This is a genomic window from Pedobacter nototheniae, assembly GCF_004335085.1.
Classification (GTDB): domain Bacteria; phylum Bacteroidota; class Bacteroidia; order Sphingobacteriales; family Sphingobacteriaceae; genus Pedobacter; species Pedobacter nototheniae.
Genome location: NZ_RQRS01000013.1, coordinates 97,886 through 120,910, shown reverse-complemented (window position 1 = coordinate 120,910; position 23,025 = coordinate 97,886). Strand labels below are relative to the sequence as shown.

26 protein-coding genes and 1 tRNA gene are annotated in these 23,025 nt (G+C 34.4%); 16 read left to right on the top strand and 11 right to left on the bottom strand.

The window, feature by feature from the left end; all coding sequences use genetic code 11:
- Positions 1 to 63: 63 nt before the first annotated feature.
- Complete coding sequence (locus tag EHC72_RS13055; protein WP_131538151.1) at positions 64 to 582, bottom strand: insulinase family protein; 519 nt, start codon at positions 580 to 582, stop codon at positions 64 to 66.
- 368 nt (positions 583 to 950) lie between these two features.
- Here EHC72_RS13055 and EHC72_RS13050 point away from each other — a divergent pair, with 368 nt between their 5' ends.
- Positions 951 to 1,352 carry a response regulator gene (locus tag EHC72_RS13050; protein WP_165585821.1) on the top strand — a complete coding sequence of 134 codons (402 nt, stop codon included), beginning with the start codon at positions 951 to 953 and terminating at the stop codon, positions 1,350 to 1,352.
- 56 nt (positions 1,353 to 1,408) lie between these two features.
- Here the strand turns inward: EHC72_RS13050 and EHC72_RS13045 are convergent, their stop codons facing one another.
- From EHC72_RS13045 to EHC72_RS13035, 3 genes are read right to left on the bottom strand one after another with little or no spacing between them, the layout of a single operon-like run.
- A complete protein-coding gene (locus tag EHC72_RS13045; protein WP_131538149.1) occupies positions 1,409 to 1,810 on the bottom strand; it encodes a DUF1634 domain-containing protein in 402 nt (133 codons plus the stop codon).
- A gap of 3 nt (positions 1,811 to 1,813) precedes the next feature.
- Positions 1,814 to 2,647 carry a sulfite exporter TauE/SafE family protein gene (locus EHC72_RS13040; protein WP_131538148.1) on the bottom strand — a complete coding sequence of 278 codons (834 nt, stop codon included), beginning with the start codon at positions 2,645 to 2,647 and terminating at the stop codon, positions 1,814 to 1,816.
- A gap of 10 nt (positions 2,648 to 2,657) precedes the next feature.
- On the bottom strand, positions 2,658 to 3,308 hold the full coding sequence (locus tag EHC72_RS13035) for a FadR/GntR family transcriptional regulator (protein WP_131538147.1): 651 nt from the start codon (positions 3,306 to 3,308) through the stop codon (positions 2,658 to 2,660).
- Between the two features lie 370 nt (positions 3,309 to 3,678).
- Between EHC72_RS13035 and xth the strand changes: the two genes are divergently transcribed.
- Both xth and EHC72_RS13025 read left to right on the top strand, forming a co-directional pair.
- On the top strand, positions 3,679 to 4,455 hold the full coding sequence (xth, locus tag EHC72_RS13030) for an exodeoxyribonuclease III (protein WP_131538146.1): 777 nt from the start codon (positions 3,679 to 3,681) through the stop codon (positions 4,453 to 4,455).
- A gap of 186 nt (positions 4,456 to 4,641) precedes the next feature.
- Complete coding sequence (locus EHC72_RS13025) at positions 4,642 to 4,821, top strand: histone H1 (RefSeq protein ID WP_131538145.1); 180 nt, start codon at positions 4,642 to 4,644, stop codon at positions 4,819 to 4,821.
- Positions 4,822 to 4,914: 93 nt separating this feature from the next.
- Here the strand turns inward: EHC72_RS13025 and EHC72_RS13020 are convergent, their stop codons facing one another.
- Positions 4,915 to 5,112 (bottom strand): hypothetical protein, encoded by a 198-nt coding sequence (locus EHC72_RS13020; protein ID WP_131538144.1) that lies wholly within the window; start codon positions 5,110 to 5,112, stop codon positions 4,915 to 4,917.
- Positions 5,113 to 5,347: 235 nt separating this feature from the next.
- On the opposite strand from EHC72_RS13020, the gene EHC72_RS13015 reads away from it, so the two are divergent.
- The 4 genes from EHC72_RS13015 to EHC72_RS13000 all read left to right on the top strand — a co-directional run bounded on the left by EHC72_RS13015 (position 5,348) and on the right by EHC72_RS13000 (position 8,885).
- Positions 5,348 to 5,419: transfer RNA gene (locus tag EHC72_RS13015), tRNA-Arg, on the top strand.
- 197 nt (positions 5,420 to 5,616) lie between these two features.
- Positions 5,617 to 6,993, top strand: a complete 1,377-nt coding sequence (gene mgtE / locus EHC72_RS13010) for a magnesium transporter (protein ID WP_131538143.1) — start codon at positions 5,617 to 5,619, stop codon at positions 6,991 to 6,993.
- Between the two features lie 166 nt (positions 6,994 to 7,159).
- Positions 7,160 to 8,239: a class I fructose-bisphosphate aldolase gene (locus EHC72_RS13005; protein ID WP_131538142.1), complete on the top strand. Its 1,080-nt coding sequence runs from the start codon at positions 7,160 to 7,162 to the stop codon at positions 8,237 to 8,239.
- Between the two features lie 28 nt (positions 8,240 to 8,267).
- Entirely contained in the window at positions 8,268 to 8,885 is a 618-nt protein-coding gene (locus EHC72_RS13000; protein ID WP_131538141.1) for an HAD hydrolase-like protein, read from the top strand.
- Between the two features lie 128 nt (positions 8,886 to 9,013).
- Here EHC72_RS13000 and ychF read toward each other — a convergent pair whose 3' ends face one another.
- On the bottom strand, positions 9,014 to 10,114 hold the full coding sequence (ychF, locus tag EHC72_RS12995) for a redox-regulated ATPase YchF (RefSeq protein WP_131538140.1): 1,101 nt from the start codon (positions 10,112 to 10,114) through the stop codon (positions 9,014 to 9,016).
- Between the two features lie 166 nt (positions 10,115 to 10,280).
- On the opposite strand from ychF, the gene EHC72_RS12990 reads away from it, so the two are divergent.
- Positions 10,281 to 10,742, top strand: a complete 462-nt coding sequence (locus tag EHC72_RS12990) for a hypothetical protein (protein WP_131538139.1) — start codon at positions 10,281 to 10,283, stop codon at positions 10,740 to 10,742.
- Between the two features lie 3 nt (positions 10,743 to 10,745).
- Here the strand turns inward: EHC72_RS12990 and EHC72_RS12985 are convergent, their stop codons facing one another.
- The 4 genes from EHC72_RS12985 to EHC72_RS12970 all read right to left on the bottom strand — a co-directional run bounded on the left by EHC72_RS12985 (position 10,746) and on the right by EHC72_RS12970 (position 14,262).
- On the bottom strand, positions 10,746 to 11,660 hold the full coding sequence (locus tag EHC72_RS12985; RefSeq protein WP_131538138.1) for a serine hydrolase: 915 nt from the start codon (positions 11,658 to 11,660) through the stop codon (positions 10,746 to 10,748).
- A 75-nt stretch (positions 11,661 to 11,735) separates the two neighbouring features.
- A complete protein-coding gene (locus tag EHC72_RS12980) occupies positions 11,736 to 12,059 on the bottom strand; it encodes a DUF3276 family protein (protein WP_131538137.1) in 324 nt (107 codons plus the stop codon).
- A gap of 78 nt (positions 12,060 to 12,137) precedes the next feature.
- Positions 12,138 to 13,928: an ABC transporter ATP-binding protein gene (locus EHC72_RS12975; RefSeq protein WP_131538136.1), complete on the bottom strand. Its 1,791-nt coding sequence runs from the start codon at positions 13,926 to 13,928 to the stop codon at positions 12,138 to 12,140.
- A 139-nt stretch (positions 13,929 to 14,067) separates the two neighbouring features.
- Positions 14,068 to 14,262: a hypothetical protein gene (locus tag EHC72_RS12970; RefSeq protein WP_131538135.1), complete on the bottom strand. Its 195-nt coding sequence runs from the start codon at positions 14,260 to 14,262 to the stop codon at positions 14,068 to 14,070.
- A 260-nt stretch (positions 14,263 to 14,522) separates the two neighbouring features.
- Here EHC72_RS12970 and EHC72_RS12965 point away from each other — a divergent pair, with 260 nt between their 5' ends.
- The 5 genes from EHC72_RS12965 to EHC72_RS12945 all read left to right on the top strand — a co-directional run bounded on the left by EHC72_RS12965 (position 14,523) and on the right by EHC72_RS12945 (position 19,043).
- The gene (locus EHC72_RS12965; protein ID WP_131538134.1) at positions 14,523 to 15,611 is read left to right on the top strand and encodes a Glu/Leu/Phe/Val family dehydrogenase; all 1,089 of its coding nucleotides are present in this window, start codon (positions 14,523 to 14,525) and stop codon (positions 15,609 to 15,611) included.
- A gap of 45 nt (positions 15,612 to 15,656) precedes the next feature.
- A complete protein-coding gene (nusB, locus tag EHC72_RS12960) occupies positions 15,657 to 16,607 on the top strand; it encodes a transcription antitermination factor NusB (RefSeq protein ID WP_131538133.1) in 951 nt (316 codons plus the stop codon).
- Between the two features lie 12 nt (positions 16,608 to 16,619).
- A complete protein-coding gene (locus tag EHC72_RS12955) occupies positions 16,620 to 17,081 on the top strand; it encodes a DUF1573 domain-containing protein (protein ID WP_131538132.1) in 462 nt (153 codons plus the stop codon).
- Positions 17,082 to 17,116: 35 nt separating this feature from the next.
- Entirely contained in the window at positions 17,117 to 17,446 is a 330-nt protein-coding gene (yajC, locus tag EHC72_RS12950; protein WP_131538131.1) for a preprotein translocase subunit YajC, read from the top strand.
- 145 nt (positions 17,447 to 17,591) lie between these two features.
- On the top strand, positions 17,592 to 19,043 hold the full coding sequence (locus EHC72_RS12945; protein WP_131538130.1) for an IS1182 family transposase: 1,452 nt from the start codon (positions 17,592 to 17,594) through the stop codon (positions 19,041 to 19,043).
- Between the two features lie 222 nt (positions 19,044 to 19,265).
- On the opposite strand, the gene EHC72_RS12940 is transcribed toward EHC72_RS12945, so the two are convergent.
- A complete protein-coding gene (locus tag EHC72_RS12940; protein WP_131538129.1) occupies positions 19,266 to 20,219 on the bottom strand; it encodes an energy transducer TonB in 954 nt (317 codons plus the stop codon).
- A 254-nt stretch (positions 20,220 to 20,473) separates the two neighbouring features.
- Between EHC72_RS12940 and EHC72_RS12935 the strand changes: the two genes are divergently transcribed.
- Genes EHC72_RS12935 through EHC72_RS12925 form a run of 3 tightly spaced genes read left to right on the top strand, consistent with a single transcriptional unit; the run spans position 20,474 to position 22,973 of the window.
- Positions 20,474 to 21,421 (top strand): CdaR family protein, encoded by a 948-nt coding sequence (locus tag EHC72_RS12935; RefSeq protein WP_131538128.1) that lies wholly within the window; start codon positions 20,474 to 20,476, stop codon positions 21,419 to 21,421.
- A complete protein-coding gene (gene coaE, locus EHC72_RS12930; protein WP_131538127.1) occupies positions 21,421 to 22,020 on the top strand; it encodes a dephospho-CoA kinase in 600 nt (199 codons plus the stop codon). The genes EHC72_RS12935 and coaE overlap by 1 nt, the downstream gene beginning before the upstream one ends.
- The gene (locus EHC72_RS12925; protein ID WP_131538126.1) at positions 22,020 to 22,973 is read left to right on the top strand and encodes an exonuclease; all 954 of its coding nucleotides are present in this window, start codon (positions 22,020 to 22,022) and stop codon (positions 22,971 to 22,973) included. The genes coaE and EHC72_RS12925 overlap by 1 nt, the downstream gene beginning before the upstream one ends.
- The last annotated feature ends 52 nt before the right edge of the window (positions 22,974 to 23,025 follow it).

Below are 23,025 nucleotides of genomic sequence, written 5' to 3'. Positions count from 1 at the left end.
AATTTAGACATAAAAAAGCCTTCATTATATCAATAATAAAGGCTTTTAATTTGGATTATATAATTATTTTGATTCAAGTACGCTCTTTGGCTTTCTGATTTCTTTATTCCAATTTCCAAACGCATTTTTTACTGCGGTTTTGGCTTCATCGCTTTTGATATTTCCAGCAACGGTTAAATAAGTTGTATTTGGTGTTATTTGATTATAAAATTCTTGCAAATCATTTAAGGATAACGCTGAAATTGATACTGCATTTACAGTTTCGTCATAATCATGATCTTGTTTTTCCAGGCTTACCAAAAGTTTTGCCTTAGCTATATTAAATGTACTTTCTGTAATTGTAGTAGTTGAAATAATCTTAGCCATTGATTGTAAGCTATTTTCAAAATCATTTTTCGCTGTGGCTAATTCGCCGCTACTATCTTTAAAACTAATGTTGCTATTTTTTTCTAATCCTTCGTTAAGTATTACATTTAGAAGCTCAACAATGCCATCTTTATTATTTTTGATGGTTTTTTTATCCAAAGTAAAACTCGAATATACCTGTGGAGAAAAATCATTTTCGGAAATAATAATATTCATTTCGTTTTTGAGTTTATAGCTTATTGGTTCTTTTAGGCGGTTTTGAGCAAAGCTGAAATAGAATGATAATGTGATTAGTGTGGTAAAAAGGACTCTTTTAATCATTTGGATTTAATTGAATAATAATTGATTACGTAGCCATAATATCGTGGCTGGATAAATAAAGCCGCATATACGTTAATAATGATGCTTTGGATTTTATTTTATTCATTTCGTTCATTTTTATTGTGTTCAACTGATTAAAAATGGATATGTCTAAATTTAATAGATATATTAATTTTGATCGGTTAACTGGAATTTTGCTAAATCTATTTCATTCTGTATAAACTCAATTTGTGCGGAACCCGGAGCCAATAATGAATGAAAAAATGATTTTAAATAAAAAAACTTCCAGTATTTTACTGATTACGGAGGATATAGCCGTACAAAAATTAATCGCTGCCTTTTTATCCGATGCCGAAATAGGGTTTAACACCGCTCCAACTATAGCCCAGGCTTCTAAATTATTGAAGGATAATAAAATAGAATTGATTTTGTTTGATATTAAAACCGATAGCCTGAAAGATTATAATGCTTTAAAGAAATTAACTGAAAACCCCGATTTTAAAATGCCAGTGGTGGTTTTGGCTAATGAATTGCCGCAGGAAGAAGTGAAAAAATATTTCAATTTAGGCATTAACGGATGTCTTTCAAAACCAGTAAGTAAAATGGATTTGGCCGGAATTATGACTCAATTTTTGCCAGATTTTATTCGCCAGCATAGTTCATAGTTTTATAGTTTGTTCTATTGCTAAGCAATAAAACAAACTATAGGCTAAAAATGGAATTATACTTTTAAGCCACCAAATATGCTCACCATAATAATACAAAGCACAATAAAGGTGATGAAAATATAAAGTTTATCTCTTTCTTTAATAAAGGCAAAGAGTGAAAATACAATTCTTAAAATGGGTGTAGCAATTAATAATAACACACCAAACTGAATAATCCCCATGGCGTTAAAACCTAAAATACCTTCAGTTATGCCCTTAAACGTTGTAAACTTATCGCCTTCACCTTTAAAAACATGGTAATCTGGCCTGCTAATTTGACCGTTTTGAGCCAGGTAAATAATGCCGCCAAGTAAAACAACACAACTAGCGGTAATTACACCTACTCTTAAAAGTTGGCCAACCAATTTTTCTACATCCTGATCGGCCCAATAAGTTTTTGAAATTAACTTTTTCATTTTTTAAAATTTATGGTGGTATCCGTTATAAATCATTTCTATGGCAACAAACGTAATGGCGATACAAAAAATAATCCTTAATACCGATGGATTAATCTTAGTTAGTAATTTTGCACCAGTAAATGCGCCACCTAATACACCTAGCACTACCGGAAAAGCAATTCCTGGATCCATATAACCTCTTTGTAAATAAACAACGGCACTGGCAGCTGCGGTTACACCAATCATAAAATTACTTGTAGTGGTACTCACCTTAAATGGAATGCGCATGGCTGTATCCATAGCTAAAACCTTTAAAGCACCAGAACCGATGCCAAGCAGGCCCGAAACTACCCCGGCTATAGTCATAATTGAAAAACCAGCGCCAACATTTTTAAGTTTATATTCCACTTCGCCGGCAGGAGTAGGGTAGCTGCTGTTTAGCTTAAGTAGGTAGGATAATTTACTACCCTCAGTTAAAGCTTCCTGATTTTTCTTTCTAAGTGTCATAGCGGCAGAGAACAATAGAATTGCCCCAAATAGCATCGCAATTGTATTTGTAGGTGTGTAAATGGCTATTAATGCACCAATTACAGCACCAATTGTAGTCGCAATTTCTAAAAACATACCCAATCTAATATTGGTTATCCCTTCCTTAATATAAGCACTTGCTGCACCTGATGAATTGGCGATAGACGCCAGCAATGCCGCTCCAATAGCATAACGAATATCCACATGGAAAACTAATGTAAGCAGTGGAATTACAACCACCCCACCACCAAGGCCAGTAAGCGAACCCACTAAGCCAGCTAAATACGCCCCTAATAATAAAATGAGGCTAAAAATAAGAATTGACATATTATTGTTTTTAATGATTATTATTCAGAATTGTAGATAGGGTTTCAAGCGCAAGCTTTGAGTTTTTATCCTTAATGGCAACGTAAAGTTGTTCATGCAAATAATGGCTCATTGCAAAATGGCTTATGCCTTTTGGTTCTCTTTTTGAAAAGAAATCGCGGATAATGGAAGTAAAACTTTGGTATAAATCGGCAAGTACGCTATTGGCAGATGCATGTGCAATAGTCATGTGAAACTCAATATCAGCATTTACACACTCTTCGCGTTGCTCGTTTTCAATGGCTTTTTTTCTTTTTGATAAACTTTCAACCATCAAGTCTAAATCTTTTTGTTTACGATTTTCTATCGCTAGCTTTAATATTTCTATTTCAAGTAATGATCTAACCGCATTTATTTCTTTAAACTCTGCACGCTGCAATTTCTGTTCAATAGGCTCAATAAGATTTGGGTTTACAACCGTACCAAAGCCTTGTTGTACCTTTAAAATACCCGATATAGATAGTGTTTTAATGGCTTCTCTAATAGTAGAACGACCTACCTTATATAAAAGCATTAACTCAGGTTCAGCTGGAATTTTTTCTCCCATCGGAAATTTTCCTTCCTTAATGTCTTCCCTGATTTGCCTGGTTACTCGTTCAAAAAGTTTTTCTGAGGTGCTCATGATTTTAAAATTACGGCACAAACATACGATGTTTAATATAAACATCAGATGTTTGTTGTGTCATGATTACGTCTGATTATAATTGTGTGTTTCGAATAAAAACAGATGGAATAAATTTAAGGCATAAAAAAAGGGAACGAAGCTATTATGCCCCGTCCCCAATCTAAATTAACGCTATCAGGAGACAAAACTGAACAAACTATATGAAGATTTTATGAATATTCAGAAAATACAGTTAGAAACTAGAAATTTATATTGCTGATTTAAATTTGCTTATCCTAAAATAATCGTTTAACGATCTAATTAAGCATTCTTTTAGTGTAAAATGAGCATTTAAAAACTTAGCTTTATCTTAATAAATTATTTATCGATGAAAATAGCAACCTATAATGTTAATGGCGTAAATGGAAGATTGCCAGTTCTGTTGCGCTGGCTTGAAGAAACAAGTCCGGATGTTGTTTGCTTACAAGAGTTAAAAGCACCACAAGAAAAATTTCCTGAACAGGCGATAAAAGATGCTGGATATAATGCCATTTGGCATGGACAAAAAAGTTGGAATGGTGTAGCAATTTTGGCGAAAAATGCTGAAATTAAGGAATTAAGAAGAGGGCTTCCAGGTGATGATGAAGATCTGCACAGCCGTTATATTGAAGCAATGGTTAATGGGGTTGTCATCGGCTGTTTGTATTTACCTAATGGAAATCCCGCTCCCGGACCAAAATTAGATTATAAAATGGGCTGGCTTGAAAGGTTAAAAACTCATGCAGCATCACTTTTAGAAAGAGATTTACCCGTTGTTTTGGCTGGAGATTATAATGTAATTCCTACAGAAAAGGACGTTTATAAACCCGAACGTTGGGTAGAAGATGCTTTGTTTAGGCCAGAAGTACGAGAATCTTTCCATGCTTTATTAGGGCAGGGTTGGACGGATGCGCTAAGGAAAATTTATCCTACAGAAACAATTTATACCTTTTGGGATTACTTCAGGAATGCCTACGGTAGGGATGCAGGCTTGCGTATAGATCATTTCTTGTTAAGCCCGAAATTAAGTAATCGCCTTGTGGCAGCAGGTGTTGATAAACAAGTACGTGGCTGGGAAAAAACAAGTGATCATGGTCCAGTTTGGATCGAAATATCCAATTCTTAAGCTTTTTTATGCCTAAAGTCGTTAATAAAGCACTTTTGTAGCGATTTTGTTTCTACAACATGGCGGGCATAACAAAATAGTATTCTATATTTGGATAAGGTTTGCGGGTTTAATTACATTTATTAATTTCGCGGCTCGTTTTTTGTAATGAAGAATGAATCAATTTAAAAATTTAAAATAAATAAAATGGACAAATTTCAAAAAGTTAAAGATTTAGTTTCTGCGGTAGAAGCTGATGCAACTAAATTTTATGATGGTGGAAATGCAGCTGCTGGTACTCGTGTACGTAAAGCAATGCAAGATTTAAAAGTTTTAGCTCAAGAAATCAGAGCTGAAGTAACTGAAAAGAAAAACAGCGCAAAATAATTTTTATAGCGTTTTGGGAAATAACAAAGCCCCGTCCATTTTGGTCGGGGCTTTGTTTTGAATGCTATTTTGGAAAAGAAATAATTTCTTCGATTATTTCTTTCTGCTTTTTTTGGTTTCTGTTTGTTCTGTAACTAATAATGTAGCCAGTAAATCAAATTTTCCAGGGTTAGCATCATAATCTGCTGATATTTCCTGCCATTTTTTAAGTTCTGATTGTGCATTTTCCAGTTCAGTATGCAGGGCTTCAATTTTATTGCTTAATAATTTTTGGATGTTACTTTGTGTCATATCACAAAGGTAAATACTCTGATATTAACTTTTTATTAAACCTGTTGCACATTCGTTAATGTAATTGTAGATCAGTTGGTTAATTTTTAAACAGCACATCCTTTAAACTTAATTAAAGTTCATAAAATTTATCTAATTGGCTATTATATTCTATTAGGATTTAAAGCTGAAAAAAACGTGATAATTAATGTGCTTTATAAAGGTTTTTCTTCTATTTTTGCAGGCTAATATAACCGCTCCCGTAGTTCAATGGATAGAATTATGGTTTCCGGTACCATCGATATGAGTTCGAATCTCGTCGGGAGCACAAAAGCCATTTCAAAATATTGAAATGGCTTTCTAATTATTTATAACCTCTTAAAATCTTTTGGTATAAAAAATGCTTTACCATAACGTTAATTTAATGTTTGATTGCGCATTATGTTGGCTTTTTTAAAAATAAAAACGCACATTTGCAAACCGTTAAATAAAGGTTTAAGCATGTAATCATTTTAGTTTTTTGTTATGGAAGAATTGGTTGTAGATGAGATTAGAGAACTACTTGAAAAAGAGAACGATAAGAGCTTAAAGCAATATCTCGACCAGTTAAACATATCAGATGTTGAACAACTAATCGATGAGCTACCACAATATGCCGCTAAATTTATTGAAACCATTTCTTTAAACCGTGCGGTTAATGTTTTTCGTATTCTTGATTTCCCTACACAGGAAAGAATTATTAAAAAACTTTCAGGCAATAAGCTTAATCAAATTATAAAGGATCTTCCGCCAGATGATCGTACAGCATTATTTAGTGAGCTTAAAGGTGATGTGGTAAAAAAAATGATTACTCTTTTACCACCAGAAGAACGTAAAGAATCACTAGCACTTTTAGGTTATAAAGAGGACAGTATTGGTCGCTTAATGACACCAGATTATATCGCCGTTAAACCAGAATGGTCTGTTTCCAGGGTTTTATCGCACATTAGGCGTTATGGTAAAAATTCTGAAACCATTGATGTTGTTTACGTAATCGATAAGGAAGGTGTTTTGCTTGATGATATTAGGATTCGTGAGGTTTTATTGGCAGATCCGGAAGCAATTATTGGCGAACTAACCGATAAACGTTTTATCGCTTTAAAAGCAAACGACCCACAGGAGGATGCTATTAATATCTTTAGAATGAACAACCGAGTGGCCTTGCCCGTGGTTGATGAAAATAATATTTTACTTGGTATTGTTACTGTTGATGATATTTTATGGATCGCTAACGAAGAATATACCGAGGATATGCATAAAATTGGTGGTACTGAGGCTTTGGACGAGCCATACCTTGATATTCCAATTTTAAAGCTAGTTAAAAAACGTGCAGGTTGGCTAGTGGTACTCTTTTTAGGCGAAATGCTTACAGCAACTGCCATGCAGCATTTTGAAGTTGAACTAGAAAAAGCGGTTGTGTTATCACTCTTTATTCCTTTAATTATGAGTAGTGGAGGTAACAGTGGTTCTCAAGCCTCTACACTAATTATACAAGCTATGGCTCTTGGCGAAGTTACAATTTCTGGTTGGTGGCGTGTTATGCGTCGTGAGTTAGTTTCAGGTGCTTTGTTAGGGATTATTTTAGGTAGTATTGGGTTTGTACGCATCATTTCGTGGCAAAAACTTCATTTATATGATTATGGTCAGCATTGGTTTTTAATAGCTACAACCATTTTCTTTACATTAATTGGAATTGTACTCTGGGGCAGTTTAATTGGTTCAATGATGCCTATTATCATGAAAAAACTTAAACTCGACCCAGCCACATCATCAGCCCCATTTGTAGCAACCATGGTTGATGTTACCGGAATTGTGATTTATTTTAGCGTTGCAGTATTAATTTTAAAAGGCGTGCTTCTTTAAGGTTTTTGAAATTTTAAATACCTTAAATTTATTTCAATACTGAAAAGCATTCAGTGGTTTCTTAGCAAATAAAGTCATCAAATATTTAATAACGATGACATTATTTCTCCAAATTTATGCCTAGCTTGTTGATGAGTTTAAACTAAAAAATAAACTCGATTACGCTATGGACTACAAACAAATAAGTGCCTTGTTGGGCAAAGAAAATGAAAATCTACTAACGCACACTTGTAATACTGTATCACGAGATCTTTTGCATTTACCATCACCAACTTTTATTGATGATGTAGTTTCAATCTCAAATCGCAATCCGCAGGTTTTAAAAAATTACCAATCTATATTTAATTCTGGGCGTTTAGCCAGAACCGGTTATGTTTCCATTCTCCCGGTAGATCAAGGCATTGAGCACAGTGCAGGTGCATCATTTGCAGCAAACCCTATTTACTTTGATCCGGAAAATATTGTAAAACTTGCCATAGAGGGCGGTTGTAATGCAGTTGCAACCACTTTTGGGGTTTTGGGCGCCGTATCCAGAAAATATGCACACAAAATTCCTTTCTTGGTTAAATTAAACCATAATGAGCTATTAACCTATCCAAATAAATTTAGTCAAATAATGTTTGGCTCCGTGCAAGATGCCTGGAATTTAGGTGCTACAGCCGTTGGTGCAACCATTTATTTTGGATCTGATGATAGTGATAGACAGATTATAGAGGTTGCAAAAGCATTTGAAGAAGCACATAAATTAGGATTAGTTACCGTTTTATGGTGTTATTTAAGAAATAATAGCTTTAAAAAAGACGGCATTGATTACCATGTTTCGGCAGATTTAACAGCACAAGCAAACCATCTTGGCGTAACTATTCAGGCAGATATTATTAAGCAAAAGCTTCCTGGAAATAATGGGGGCTATAAAGCTTTAAATGCGAATGGAGTTACGTACGGTAAATTTGATGAACGGATGTATACAGAATTGAGCTCAGATCATCCAATTGATTTGTGCCGTTACCAGGTTGTAAATTGTTATATGGGCAGGGCCGGACTAATTAATTCTGGAGGCGCCTCATCTGGTAAGGAAGAAGAAGATTTAATGGATGCCGTATGTACTGCAGTAATTAATAAAAGGGCAGGAGGAACAGGTGTTATTTCTGGACGTAAAGCCTTTCAAAAATCAATGAATGAAGGCGTAAAATTACTCCACGCCATTCAGGATGTATATTTAGAAAACAAAATTACTGTGGCCTAGTTTTAAAGGTCTTAATAAGATTTAATCAATGAAAAAAAATAAAATAACAACACTCTTTACAGATATTGGAGGTGTTTTACTAACAAACGGATGGGATAGACAAGCCAGATCCGAAGCGGCAATCTTATTTAAATTAGATTCTGCAGAAGTAGAAGAGCGCCACCACCTTACATTTGATACGTACGAGGTTGGTAAAATTACGCTGGATGAATACTTAGAACGCCTTGTTTTTTACGAGGATCGTGATTTTACACCCGATGATTTTAAGGATTTTATGTTCAAAAAATCATTGCCGTATAATGATATGATTCAGCTCATTTGTGATTTAAAAAAGAAATATAATTTAAAAGTTGCTGTAATTAGTAACGAAGGTCGGGAGCTTAATCAGTATAGAATTAATACATTTAAGCTAAACCAATTTATCGATTTCTTTATTTCTTCAAGCTTTGTTCATTTTAGAAAACCCGATGCAGATATTTTTAAAGTTGCAATAGATATTTCGCAAAGCGATGTAGAAACCAGTATTTATATAGATGACAGAATGCTGTTTGTGCAAATTGCTGAGGGATTAGGGTTAACCGGAATTTGCCATACAGATTACGAAAGTACTAAGCTTAGGCTTGCGGAATTTGGCTTGGAGGTATAAATTTATTAGTCCAGAAATGGTAACCTTAATTATAATCTAATACTTTAAATGGCTAATGTTGAGCTTGGTACCGTACATAAACAAAAAAAGCTGCCTTTTTGGGGCAGCTTTTCGCTCGTTATTATTTATTATACGTTAAATCTAAAGTGCATAATATCACCATCTTCAACAACGTAAGTTTTTCCTTCAACGCCTAATTTACCTGCATCTTTACAAGCATTTTCAGAACCTAAGGTTACAAAATCATTGTATTTAATTACTTCTGCACGGATAAACCCTTTTTCAAAATCTGTGTGGATAACACCGGCAGCCTGTGGAGCTGTAAAACCTTTTGTAATTGTCCATGCTCTTACTTCTTGTACACCTGCAGTAAAGTAAGTGTAAAGGTTTAATAATTTATATGCTGCACGAATTAATTTGTTTACGCCAGATTCAGTCAATCCTAAATCAGCTAAAAACTCCTGGCGCTCTTCATAACTTTCTAATTCAGCAATTTCAGATTCAATTTTTGCCGAGATAACTAAAACCTCAGCTTTTTCATCAGCAACATTTGCCTTAACTAAATCAACATATTTATTACCGTTTACTACCGAAGCCTCATCCACATTACAAACGTACATTACTGGTTTTTGAGTTAATAAACCCAAATCTTCAATAAAATCGAAATCATCTTGCTCCAAAGGCGCTGTACGGATAGATTTACCACTTTCTAAGTGTTTTTTAACGATTGTTAAAATTTCAAAAGTACGTTTTGCATCTTTATCACCACCAGTTTTAGCCATTTTCTCTACCTTTTGAATGCGTTTTTCAACAGTATCCAAATCTTTAAGTTGTAATTCAGTGTCAATAATTTCGCGATCCCTAATCGGATCAACAGAACCATCAACGTGAATTACATTTCCATCATCAAAGCAACGTAAAACATGAATAATGGCATTTGTTGCACGGATATTTCCTAAAAACTGGTTTCCTAAACCTTCGCCTTTAGATGCGCCCTTAACCAAGCCAGCAATATCTACAATTTCAATTGTATTTGGTTGTACTTTATTTGGCTTAACAAGTTCGGCAAGTTTAGTAAGCCTATCATCAGGCACTGTAATTACGCCAATATTAGGCTCAATAGTACAAAACGGAAAGTTTGCAGCTTGTGCTTTTGCGTTAGATAAACAATTAAAAAGAGTTGATTTACCAACATTAGGTAAACCTACTATACCACATTGTAATGCCATTTATATTTTTGATTTACGATTTACGATTTTGATTTTCACTTTAGTTTTAAACCTTCGGTTTATCCCTAAAAGTCGGCAAAGATAAGCTTTTAAAACCTTTAATAAAACTTATCCATTTGCATCAAATCTATATTTTATCTAAGTTTAACCCAAAATACATACAAAGATGGAAGAATTAGATCAGCAAGCGCCACAAGAAATAAAGTTAGTAGTAAGCGAAGAAATGCGCAGTTACATTTACGAATTAACGAAGTGGGCAAAATTTTTATCTATTGTAGGCTTTGTATTCGCAGCTTTTTTAATTATTGGCTCATTTGGTATCGGTGCTTTTTTAGCGAGTAATCCAGGGATGGTAGCGCAATTAGGCCCCTTGGCAAAAAGCGGCAGCACCATAGTTACAATTGTTTATCTTTTAATGGGCCTATTTTATTTCTACCCAAGTTTGTTGTTGTTCCGAATCTCAGGAAGAGGCCAGCAAGGTGTATTATACGGAGATCAGGAAAGTTTAAATGCAGCCATGCTAAACTTAAAATCGCTTTTTAAATTTTGGGGTATTATGACCATTGTTATTATTGTAGGTTATTTTGGCCTTATCTTTTTAGCGGGAGCAAGTATGGCAATGCGCTAAATTCTATTTAAAATATTTTTGCATTCCTTCCGGTTGTTTCCAGTTATAATTAGGCTCGTAGTAATTCCACAAGGTTTTACTCAGGTTTCTAATTAGCGTCCAACCCTCATTACTATAATTCCAGGAGGTATCTTTTTGGTTTTTTGTAGTGATACAAAATACGTAATCACCATGTGGCGCATTTACAAGTAAAACTTCTGATCGGGCAGCATCTACCGCACCAGATTTGGAAGCAACCTGTACCGTTGGTGGAATTTGCGATAAAGCCTCAGTATCCCAATAAATGCGGATTAAATTTCTGTAAATACGTTCGGAAGCAGCAGAATTAATCATTTTTCCATCTCTGATTAAGGTTAATAGCGTAGCCATTTCTCTGGGTGTAGTTTGTCCCCAGCCATATTTTTGTTGATGTTCCCTTCGTCCTGGCGTGCGAGAATTTACCCGTGTAAACTGTAATCCATTGCTTGCCATCACTTCATTAATAGCGGTTCCGGTTCCTGCCATTAATTGGCTCCAAAGGCTTGCCGTATTGTCGCTTGTGGTAATCATTAACATTAAAACCTTTCCAAGTTCTATCTTTTCACCATCCTTAAATGATCCTAAAATATCTTCGCCCGCATATAATAAACTATCACAATAAGTTAACCTTGCGTGATAATCTAATTCACCTTTTTCAATTTTATTAAAAATTCCACAAGAAATGGGCACTTTAACCATACTAGCCGTCGGAAAAATAGTATCAGCATTTACACTGGCAACCTTACCCGTTTTTAGGTTTTTAACATAAATACCCACTTCGCCATTAAAGCCTTTAACCAGTTCATCTAATTTTTGTTGCAACTTTCGATCGGTTTTTTCCTGTGCAGATAAAAAGTATCCGAAAGAACAAAGCAATAGAAAAGGGATGATTTTTTTCATAAAGGTGATATTAAATAAAGGACACAAAAAAAGCCTTTGTAATTAAACAAAGGCTTTGTATTGTAAATATATTACTTAAAAAGAAAAATCGTCTGATGATTTTGTAGAGTGTTCTCCATTTTCAGAATACTCATAGCGTTTTTCAACAACATCTTGGTGAGTTTTGATGTAATCAACCGTTTCATTAAGACCTTCTGCAAATTTCTCGAAATCCTCTTTGTACAAAAAGATTTTATGTTTTACAAATACACCGTCTTCTAATCTTTTCTTGCTCTCGGTAACTGTTAAGTAGTAATCACCTGAACGAGTAGCCTTCACGTCGAAAAAATAAGTTCTTTTACCTGCCCTTACTTTCTTTGAAAAAACTTCTTCTCTCTCTTTGTTGTCAAATTCTCCCATGGTTGGTATTGATGTTGGTTTTTGGTTTCGGTAAATATAAAGCAAATATTTAAAGTTCAAAATAGAATTTAACACAAATTAAATACTACGACTTTCTTCTTCAAGCAATTGGTTATTGTATAACTCCGTATACGTTCCATTAAGGTTAAGTAACTCGCTATGTGTACCTTGCTCTATAATGTTGCCATTATCCAATACCAAAATTTTATCTGCATTTTTAATGGTCGATATCCTGTGTGCAATAAGGATACTTGTTTTACCCTGCATAATTTTACCCAGATTTTGTAAAATATCTTCTTCTGTTTTCGTATCAACAGCAGAAAGACAATCATCAAATATTAAAATTTTGGGTGATTTAATCAGTGCTCTGGCAATAGATACACGCTGTTTTTGCCCTCCGGATAGGGTAATTCCACGCTCGCCAAGCATGGTTTCAAAACGCTCTTCAAAATCCATTATGTTGTTATAAACTGACGCATTTTTTGCCGCTTGGTGTACTTCATCATCCGTGGTACTATCTAAGCCAAAAGCTATGTTGTTTTTAATGGTATCAGAAAAAAGAAAAACCTCCTGTGGAACAAAGCCGACTTGCCCGCGATAATTTTTTAAATTTAAACCCTTAATGTTATCATTATCAATATTAATTTCGCCTTGCTCAACATCATACATCCTCATAATTAAATTGGCTAAAGTGGATTTTCCTGAACCAGTTTTTCCGATAATGGCTACAAACTCACCGCTATTAATTTCGAAGTTTACATTTTTTAAAGCCTGTATTCCGGTATCTGGATAAGTAAAACTTACATTTTTAAAAGTAATATTTCCCTTAATGTCCTTTTCAGTTTCATTGATCGATTGAATATCCGAAGGGATTTCTAAAAACTCATTAATCCTTTTTTGTGAAGCTGCAGCTCTTTGAATTAAAGAAGTTACCCAGCCCAACATCGTTACAGGGAAAGTAAGCTGATTTATGTAGATAATAAATTCGGCAATATTACCTGCTGTAATGCTACCATTCATTACCTGGATACCGCCAATATAAATGGTTAAAATGGTGCTTAAACCAATTAGTAAAAGCATAGTTGGGTAAAATAATGCGGATACCTTAACTAAACTCATCGAATCTTTCTTATACGCATTACTTTGGATTTCAAACATATTTCGGGTATAATCTTCCCTAACATAAGATTTGATAATTCTGATTCCTGAAAAACGTTCTTGCACAAAACTCGAAAGTTCTGAGAGGCGCTCCTGGATTTTACCACTTTTCTTAAAAATAACGGTATTTACATAATAAATAATAATAACTAACAGCGGTAGAGGTGCAAGACAATAAATAGCCAATTTAGTATTTACATCAAACATGGAGTAAATAATCAGCACAGATAAAACCAATGTGTTTGCCGCATACATAATTGCAGGGCCAACATACATTCTTACCCGGTTAACATCTTCGGTAGCTCGGGCCATTAAATCGCCAGTATTGTTTTTACGGTAAAAACCTAAGCTTAATTCCTGATAATGGTTGTAGATATCATTCTTCATATCAAATTCTATATGCCTTGACATTAAAATAATGGTTTGGCGCATAAAGAATAAGAATAAACCCCTGAGCAGATAAAGGACAATAACCATTAAACCAAAGTATAAAAGGCTGTTGCTGAAAATATCGTAGATAATTTGCTGGCGATTAAAACCATTAAAAAGATTATAGATTTGAATGTTTTCGGTAATTAAATCAAATGCATAACCTATGACCTGAGCTGGAATTACACCGAAAATATTAGATATAACAACGAAAATAATTCCTGGAATAATCCACCATTTATATTTATAGAAATACTTATTTAAATGACTAAGATGTTTCATGTAAAGGCAAACTTAGATAATTTGTGCAGGATTATATAAACATCATTTAAAAACAGGAATAAAAATACGAAACAATAACAAAACTCGCTTCTAATGGGCATAACAAGGACTGGTTTGGTTTTAACCAGTCCTAAAATTTTTAAATTGGCTCACACCTGTAACCTGTCGCGTTTCCACCACAATAATAAATTACACATTGTTCATTTACAGGGCAGCTGGAAGTTGGTCCACTCAAATCATCAAAAAAGAAGCAGTACGAAATACAGGATTCGCCAGTACCGCCAGCTACATTTTTCATTTCATTTCTGGTCATTTTCTGACCTTTGTTTTGCATTAACATAGTATAAAATTTAGGAATGATTATTTGCCCGGTCTTAAAAAGACACCCGAAGCTATGTCTGTTTTGTTGAAGTATAATAAAGATATGAAATGCTCTAAATTTCTAATCACAATTTTGGCTTGCAAGTAAATTTAATTAGCGCTCCAATCAGGTATTAGAACTAAATAGCAAGTAATTTTGTTATAGTTTAGTTAAAAGCGTGTAATAATGGTTTTTTATTTTAATTTTGCAGCAGGTTAGCTCTACGTAAAATTATGCCAGCGAATTCTTCATCAGAAACTTCAATATTAGATCAGTTAAGTGTTTACGGACATAAGAAACTGGTTTTCTGTAACGATGCGGATACAGGTTTAAAAGCCATTATTGCCATTCATGATACTACTTTAGGCCCTGCACTTGGCGGAACACGTATGTGGAGTTATGCTACAGAAGGAGAGGCTTTAGAAGACGCTCTTCGTTTATCTCGTGGCATGACTTATAAATCGGCAATCACAGGATTAAATTTAGGTGGCGGAAAAGGCGTAATCATCGGTGATTCAAGAAAAGATAAAACCGAGACCTTAATGCGTAGTTACGGCAGGTTTATTAAAAATCTTAATGGCGAATTTATCACTGCTGAGGAGATGGGAACCAATACACGCGATATGGAATACATTCGCATGGAAACCAGTTATGTTACAGGCGTACCCGAATCTATTGGTGGTGCCGGTAATCCTGCTCCGTTTACTGCTCAAGGTGTTTATTTGGGTATTAAAGCAAGTGTAAAAGAAGTTTTTGGTACAGATATGCTTGCTGGTAGAACAATTGTTGTACAAGGTATAGGTAATGTAGGTGAGCATTTAGTCGCTTTGCTGAGAAAAGAAAATGCAGAAGTATTAATTAGCGATATTAACCAGGAACAACTTACTTATGTTGCACGTAAATATAAGGCTAAACCTATTGAGGCAGATAAAATCTTCGGAATTGATGCTGATGTATATGCCCCGTGTGCAATGGGAGCTACGGTAAATAATAAAACCATAGAAAAAATGAAATTTGCAATTATTGCAGGTTCAGCAAATAATCAGTTAAAAGATGAACTTGCTGATGGCGAATTGCTATTAAATAAAGATATTTTATTTGCACCAGATTATTTAATCAACGCTGGTGGATTAATTGCATGTTATTCTGAACTAACAGGTTTCGGTAAAAAGAGAACTGTACAACTTACCGAGAATATTTACGATGCAACCAGAAATGTAATTAAATTAAGTAAAGCAGAAAAAATATCAACTATTACAGCTGCAAACCGCATTGCCGAAAAGCGGATTGAAGACATAAAAAAAATTAAATCATCATATTAATTATTATAAAAAAAGGTCTAAAAAACCGTATTCGTTCTTACATTCATGTTAAATAGAAGGCACCTTAGAATCAAAGCTTTGCAAAACATTTTTGCTTGGCACATGACAGAAAAAAAAGACATTAGAGGTTATCTGAAAACCTTGATGCAAAGTATCGACAGCGTATACGAAATGTATATTTGGATGCTTTCCTTGTTGGTAGAAGTTACGGAGTTTACAGCAAATGACGCTGCTGAACGCGCTAACAAGCACATTAAAACCGCTGATGATATTAATCCTAATTTAAAGTTACTGCACAACAAGTTCAGTGTATTAATGCAGCAAAACCCTGAATACATTGCGGCAATTAAGAAATATAAGGTAGATTGGGGTTTCGATCCTGAAATTCGTAAAACAGTTTACAATTCATTAAAAGCTTCAAAAGAATATGCTGAATATCTTGCTGATCCTAACGAAAGTTTAGAATCATCTAAAGATATTATCAAATTTATTTTCAGAAAAATCCTTTTAAAAAATCAGGCTATTCTTCAGGTTTTCGAAGAAAAATTTATCAATTGGCAGGTAGATCATGAGGTGATGAAAGGCATGGTTGCTAAAACCCTTAAAAACTTTACTTCTGAAGATCCTTTCAAGAATAAACTAACTGAAATTAGTGCAGATTGGATTGAAGATAGCAAGTTTGTTCAAGATTTATTCTTGTATACTTTGCAAAACGATGAGAAATACCAGGAAATGATTGCTGAGCGTACTAAAAACTGGGAATCTGAACGCATTGCTTTAATGGATACTATTTTAATGAAAATGGCGATTTGCGAATTGCTCAATTTTACATCAATCCCGGTAAAAGTAACCATCAACGAATATCTTGAATTATCAAAAGATTACAGTACACCGAAAAGTAATTCATTTATAAACGGTATTTTGGACAAAATTTTAGGCGATCTTAAGAAAAATAATACCATCAAAAAGATTGGTCGTGGTTTAATTGAAGAATAAAGATATAATAGAATGAAAAAAATATTTATCCTGGCTATAGCTGCATTATCTTTTTCAGCTTGTCGTAACGCAAATACTCAAAATAAAGTAGAAGCTACGGGTGTATCTGTAGGTAATGATACTTCTAAAACTGCTTCGAAAGTTGCACCAGCGGATGCTGCAATAATTTCTTTCGAGAAGGAGATTTACGATTTTGAAAAAATTCAACAAGGCGAAAAAGTTCAGCACAATTTCAAGTTTACTAATACAGGTAAAAGTCCTTTAATTATTTCTAATGCAACTGCAACTTGCGGTTGTACTATACCTGAGCCACCTAAAGAACCAATTTTGCCAGGTAAAGAAGGCGTTATTAAAGTGATTTTTAATAGTGAGGGTAAAATGGGAATGCAGGATAAGGTAATCACAATAGTTTCTAACGCAAACCCAAATGTGAGTACAGTACACTTAGTAGGCGAAGTTTTAGTTAAGAAATAAGCCTAAATAAAATTTAAACAACAAATAAATAAGAAATGACATCAACAGTAATTTTACAAGCCGCAGGTGGTAGCAATATGCTAAGTACAATTGTACCAATGGTATTAATCATGGTAGTTTTTTACTTCTTCATGATCCGTCCGCAAGTTAAAAAAGCTAAAGACCACAAAAAATTGGTTGAAGAATTGAAAAAAGGAGATAAAATTGTAACTACAGCCGGTATTCACGGTCGTATTGCTGATATGAACGATACAACTTTCTTAATTGAAGTAGAAGGTGGTGTTAAAATTCGTTTTGATAAAACAGCTGTATCTCTTGATGCAACTAAAGCAGTGGCTCCAAAAGATTTAGGCCCTAAAGCATAATTTTAAAATATTCATTTAGTAAAAGGTCATCTGAATTTTCGAGGGCACTGAAAAAGTCCCTTAATTGAAAAGGATAAAAGGAGTAGAAGACTAGTTTTTCTGCTCCTTTTTTTGTATTTTAAAGGTGTATTATTACTGTTTTTAGATGCTGCTTCAACAACAAAAAATCCATTTTAGCGCTTTTTCCAGGCTTTATGACCTGATTATCCCCAAAGAGAACTTACTGCGCAAGATTAACGAGCTTATAGATTTTGGTTTTATATATGATGAGCTTCTGGATAAATACTGCGCGGACAACGGTCGTAATGCTGAGAGTCCAGTACGCATGTTTAAATATTTGTTGCTGAAAACGATTTATACGGTTTCAGACGTTGATGTGGTAGAGCGTTCCCGCTATGATATGTCTTTCAAATATTTTCTGGGGATGTCCCCAGAAGAAGATGTGATCAATTCAAGCTCATTGACCAAGTTCCGAAAGCTCCGCCTTAAGGATATGGATCTTTTAAACCTTCTAATTGGCAAAACCGTTTCCTTGGCCTTGGAAAAAGGCATTATTAAATCCAGGTCCATCATTGTCGATGCGACGCATTCACTTTCCAGATCCAACCCATATTCACCTATTGAAGTACTCAGGCAACGCTCGAAACTGCTTCGAAAAGCAGTATATCTAATGGATGATGATCTCAAGGGTCAGATGCCTGAGAAAAATGATTCAAATGATATCCTTAAAGAAATAGAATACTGCAAGGAGTTACAAAAACTTATCGAGTCTGATGAAGCATTAAGTGAAATTCCTGCTGTGAAAGAGAAGCTAAACCTCTTAAAGGAAACAGTGGAAGATACCCGGGAGAATTATGCGATATCCAAAGATATGGATGCCAAGGTTGGCCACAAAACAGCTGACAGCAGTTTTTTTGGTTACAAAACTCATTTGGCAATGACAGAGGAACGTATTATAACGGCTGCTGTTGTCACCTCAGCTGAGAAAGGCGATGGTCCTGAACTGCCAAAATTATTGAACCAGACACAGTCAAACGGAATGGAGGTGGATACCATCATAGGTGATGCAGCTTATGCCGGCAAGAACAACCTCAAGCTTAAGGATTTGAACGGAAATAAGATTAAGATCGTTGCCAGGATGAACCCTGCTATTACCCATGGCACCAGGAAAGAGGAAGAAAAGTTCGACTATAATAAAGACGCTGATATGTTTGTATGTCCTGCAGGGCACCTGGCTATGTATAAACGGGTGCAGGGTAAAAAGGTAGATAAGAGCAATCAGGCGATGACCTATTATTTCGATATCGAAAAATGCAAAGTATGCCCGCTAAGAGATGGCTGCTATAAACCAGAAGCCAAAAGTAGGACGTACTCGGCTGCAATAAAACCAGATGAGCACAAAGAGCAGGAAATATTCCAACAAAGCGAGTACTTCAGGGAAAAGTCAAAACACAGATATAAAATTGAGGCGAAAAATAGTGAATTGAAAAATGTGCATGGATATCACAGAGCAAATTCCTATGGCCTTGAAAGTATGAAAATGCAAGGTGCAATAGCGATATTCGTGGTAAATCTAAAAAGAATACTGAAATTCTAAAGCGGGATCATTATTACCAAAAAACATCCTAAAAAGGACTATAAAACACTGAAATTCGGCGAGAGATCTTAATGAATTGGAATCAGTAAAAAATATAAAAACACTCAAAAAACAAAAAGCGGATGGAGATCTTATGACCTACTCATCCGATAATCTTTTTATAGACATTTTAAGCCTACTTTTTCAGTGCCCTCGAATTTTCAGATGACCTTTTTTTATAAACTAACTCGCTCTAAGATTGAAATTAATATTATAAGCAACCCTCACCGGAATACCATGCTGCTTTGCAGGAATCCATTTTCTGCAATTATTTAATACCCTTATTGCTTCTTGTTCAGTTCCATACCCCATATGGTTTCTTACTTTAATATCAGTTAAAGAGCCGTCTTTCTCTACCACAAAACTGATAAATATTCTTCCACTAACTCTGTTTTCAACCGCTTCTTTAGGATATTTATATTCTCTTGCTAAATAGCTGTAAAAAGATTGTATACCCCCTGGAAACGTTGGAAACTCTTCAGCATTTTTATAATTATTGGTTTTCCCATTACTCAAAGTTGCAATACCAGTTATTAGATTGCCATTTTTATACTGCTCTTCAAAAGTACCTTCGCCAACCCGACCTTTCCAAACCCCATCCTTTTCACTATTGATATAGTTACCCTCTTCAGCATAAAATTTGTCTTCAGTTTTATAATAACCGTTACCATCCTTAACCATTTGAGTACCTAAAGAATCATAAGCCTGAACAATTTTACTAAAAGTATGATCGCTTACACCCGGGATTTTTACGGAAGCATCATAAAGAATTACACTTTTAGGTTTACCATTCTGATAAAAATACGAAGCTGCTCCAATAGGTTTGCCACTCTTGAAATATGATTTCTCAATTAAAATTCCCTTATCATTAAACTTCTTTAATGTTCCTTCATAAACTAAGGCCGGTTCAAATACGGAAACAAAACCAATTGTTTTTTCAGTATTATCTGGATAAAATTCAAATAAATTAAATACGGTTGCACCAGAGTCGGGTTCGGTAATTACCCTTCGATAATCATAATTCTTCCGATCTGCGGTAGGTGCGTCATTTTTAAAGAAATAAACATTTTGCCGTTTCTGCGCATAATTATGTAAAGCTGGCAAAATCAATAGTAGCGTTAAAAAGTAGTTTTTCATTTTTTTCTAATGGTTTTGTGGATTGAAATCACAATAGGTGCTTATAAAAATACTGTTTACTTTAATGAAATAATAGTGGCGGAGAAGAAATAATCTGAGTTCGTTTTAGTTAACCTAATGATGTTATCTTTTTAATTTTAAGTTAACCCTTTCGTAAGATCGGATGTTCAGTCTATCTTTTAAAATTTTACTACATTTGGCTAAATTGTTGTGTGGTTAAGGGCAAATGTGCTCTAATTCATTTTCATTACTATATGCCTTTTATTAAGTTAACTCAAATAGAAAAAAGACGTGTTTTTAGTCTCCTGGCTTGCTTGGTACTGGCGGTTGCTGCATGGTTTTTTTTGGCATTAAATAACGAATATGAATACACGGCTAAAACAGTGTTAATTTATAAAAACTTCCCTCAAAAGAGAGCATTTCATCCTTTACAATCTGATACTGTAGATTTGAAGGTAAAAGGAACAGGCTGGCAGTTGTTATTTGCCCGTTTGCGTATAAATCCGCAATCTATTGCCGTAAGTTTAAATCAATTAAACTCAAAAGAGTTTATTGTATTTTCAGATCAATTGTACAACATAAATAAACAATTAGAAAGTTCGCAAAAAGTAATTTCAGTAAAACCAGATACCTTATATTTCGATTTTACCAAAAGAACCGTTAAAAGAGTTGCCATTAAACTTATTGAAAAAATTGATTTTACAAAGCAATATGGAATTTCAAGTGATATACAACTTAATCCAAAATATGTAACCGTTACGGGGCCAATTGAGGAGCTTGATAAGATTACAGAATGGTCTACTGATACTTTAAAGCTTAGTAAATTGCAAAATAGCGCAACCGTAAGAGTTGCTATGCAACACAGTACCCACAAAAATGTGAGTATCTTTCCGTCCACGGTAGAAGTTAAACTACCGGTAGATGAGTTTACCGAAAAAACTATTGAAGTTCCACTAAAAATTATTAATAACCGTAATTACAATAGTATTAAGCTTTATCCCAAAAAAATTAAGGTTACCTTTTTAGTTGCACTTGGCAATTATGAGCAGGTTGATGAAAGCTTTATTCAGGCAAGTGTTGATGTAGATGAATGGCTAAATTTAAATCACAACCAATTTACAGTTAAAATTACTGAGTTTCCAGATTACTGTAAATTAATCAATGTGTTTCCATCCAAAATAGATTTTGTAGTCGAAAAATAATGTATAAAGTAGGTATAACAGGCGGCATAGGTAGTGGAAAAACAACCGTATGTAAGGTTTTTGAGGTTTTGGGTATCCCTGTTTTTTATGCGGATACAGTTGCTAAAGAAATAATGGTTAAAGATTCTATTTTAGTGGAGGGAATTAAAAATACCTTTGGCCAGGATAGCTATTTCGAAGATGGTACACTAAATAATAAGCACATTGCAGCAATTGTATTTAACAATGAAACTGAATTAACTAAATTGAACGCACTTGTTCATCCAGCGGTTTTTAGGGCTTTTAATGAATGGGAGAATCAAATTGACCAAACAGTACCTTACACCTTAAAAGAGGCTGCTTTGCTATTTGAAAGTGGTTCTTATAAAATGTGTGATACCAGCATTTTGGTAACTGCCCCAATAAATGTAAAGGTAAGTAGAGTAATGCAACGCGATAATGTTTCTGCGGAACAAGTAAAAGCCCGAATGGATAAACAATTTAGTGATGAACAGAAGCGAAAAATGGCCAATCATTTTATTGTAAATGATGAGGAGAATGGCATTATTGAGCAAGTTTTAGCATTACATAAAATATTTTTAGAGGTAAGTAAAAAATAATGATACTGGAAGATTTTATTACAATTACCCCCGTGGGATTGTATTGTGTATATGGCGATTTTTATTTAGATCCTCAACAACCCGTTAAAGAAGCTGTTATTTCTCATGCGCATGGCGATCATGCGGTAGGGGGAAACCAAAATGTTTATTGTACTCAAGCCACAATGGCATTTATGAAACATCGTTATCGCAAGTTTGCTGGCGGCGATTTTCATATTAAAGAATATCATCAATCTTTCAAATTAAAAGATGTAACCATCACTTTTTATTCTGCCGGACATATATTAGGCTCCGCACAAGTAATGATGGAGTATAAAGGAATTAAATATTTATATACTGGCGATTATAAAATTGAACTTGATATAACATGTGAGCCCTTTGAGTTTGTTCAGGCCGATGTTTTGATTACAGAAAGCACTTTCGCCGACCCAGAAACTAAACATCCTGAGGCTGCAGATGAAATTAATAAGCTAAACGCTACCACAGCTAATATTATGTTGGGTGCCTATGCTTTAGGTAAAAGCCAGCGTATTATTCAGCTTATTAATCAGCATTGTACAGGTAAAAACATATTGGTACACCACAGTATTATGCCCTTTGTTAAAATTTACGAAGAGTATGGTATTAAGTTAGGTAAATATCAGGTTTACGATAGAAAAGTGATGAAGCAAAACACAGAGCATCAGGTTTATATTGTACCACCCATGGTTTTTCATAGTTACTTTAAGGCAGTAAATGTGGTTAGAGCCTTTGCTTCTGGGTGGAAAAATCTTCAGCAACAAAATGGAATTTCGCTTTATATATCAGATCATGCAGATTGGGCCGCAATATTAGAAACAATAGAAAAGGTTCAGCCTAAAGAAGTGTGGACATTGCATGGTGATGGAAAACAACTAAAACAACATTTTGCTGGAAAATTGACCGTGAAAATACTTAACGGTAAAAATGATTAATTGAAAGATAAAACGAATGAATGACGGTATGCTTGTTAAAAAGATTCAATAA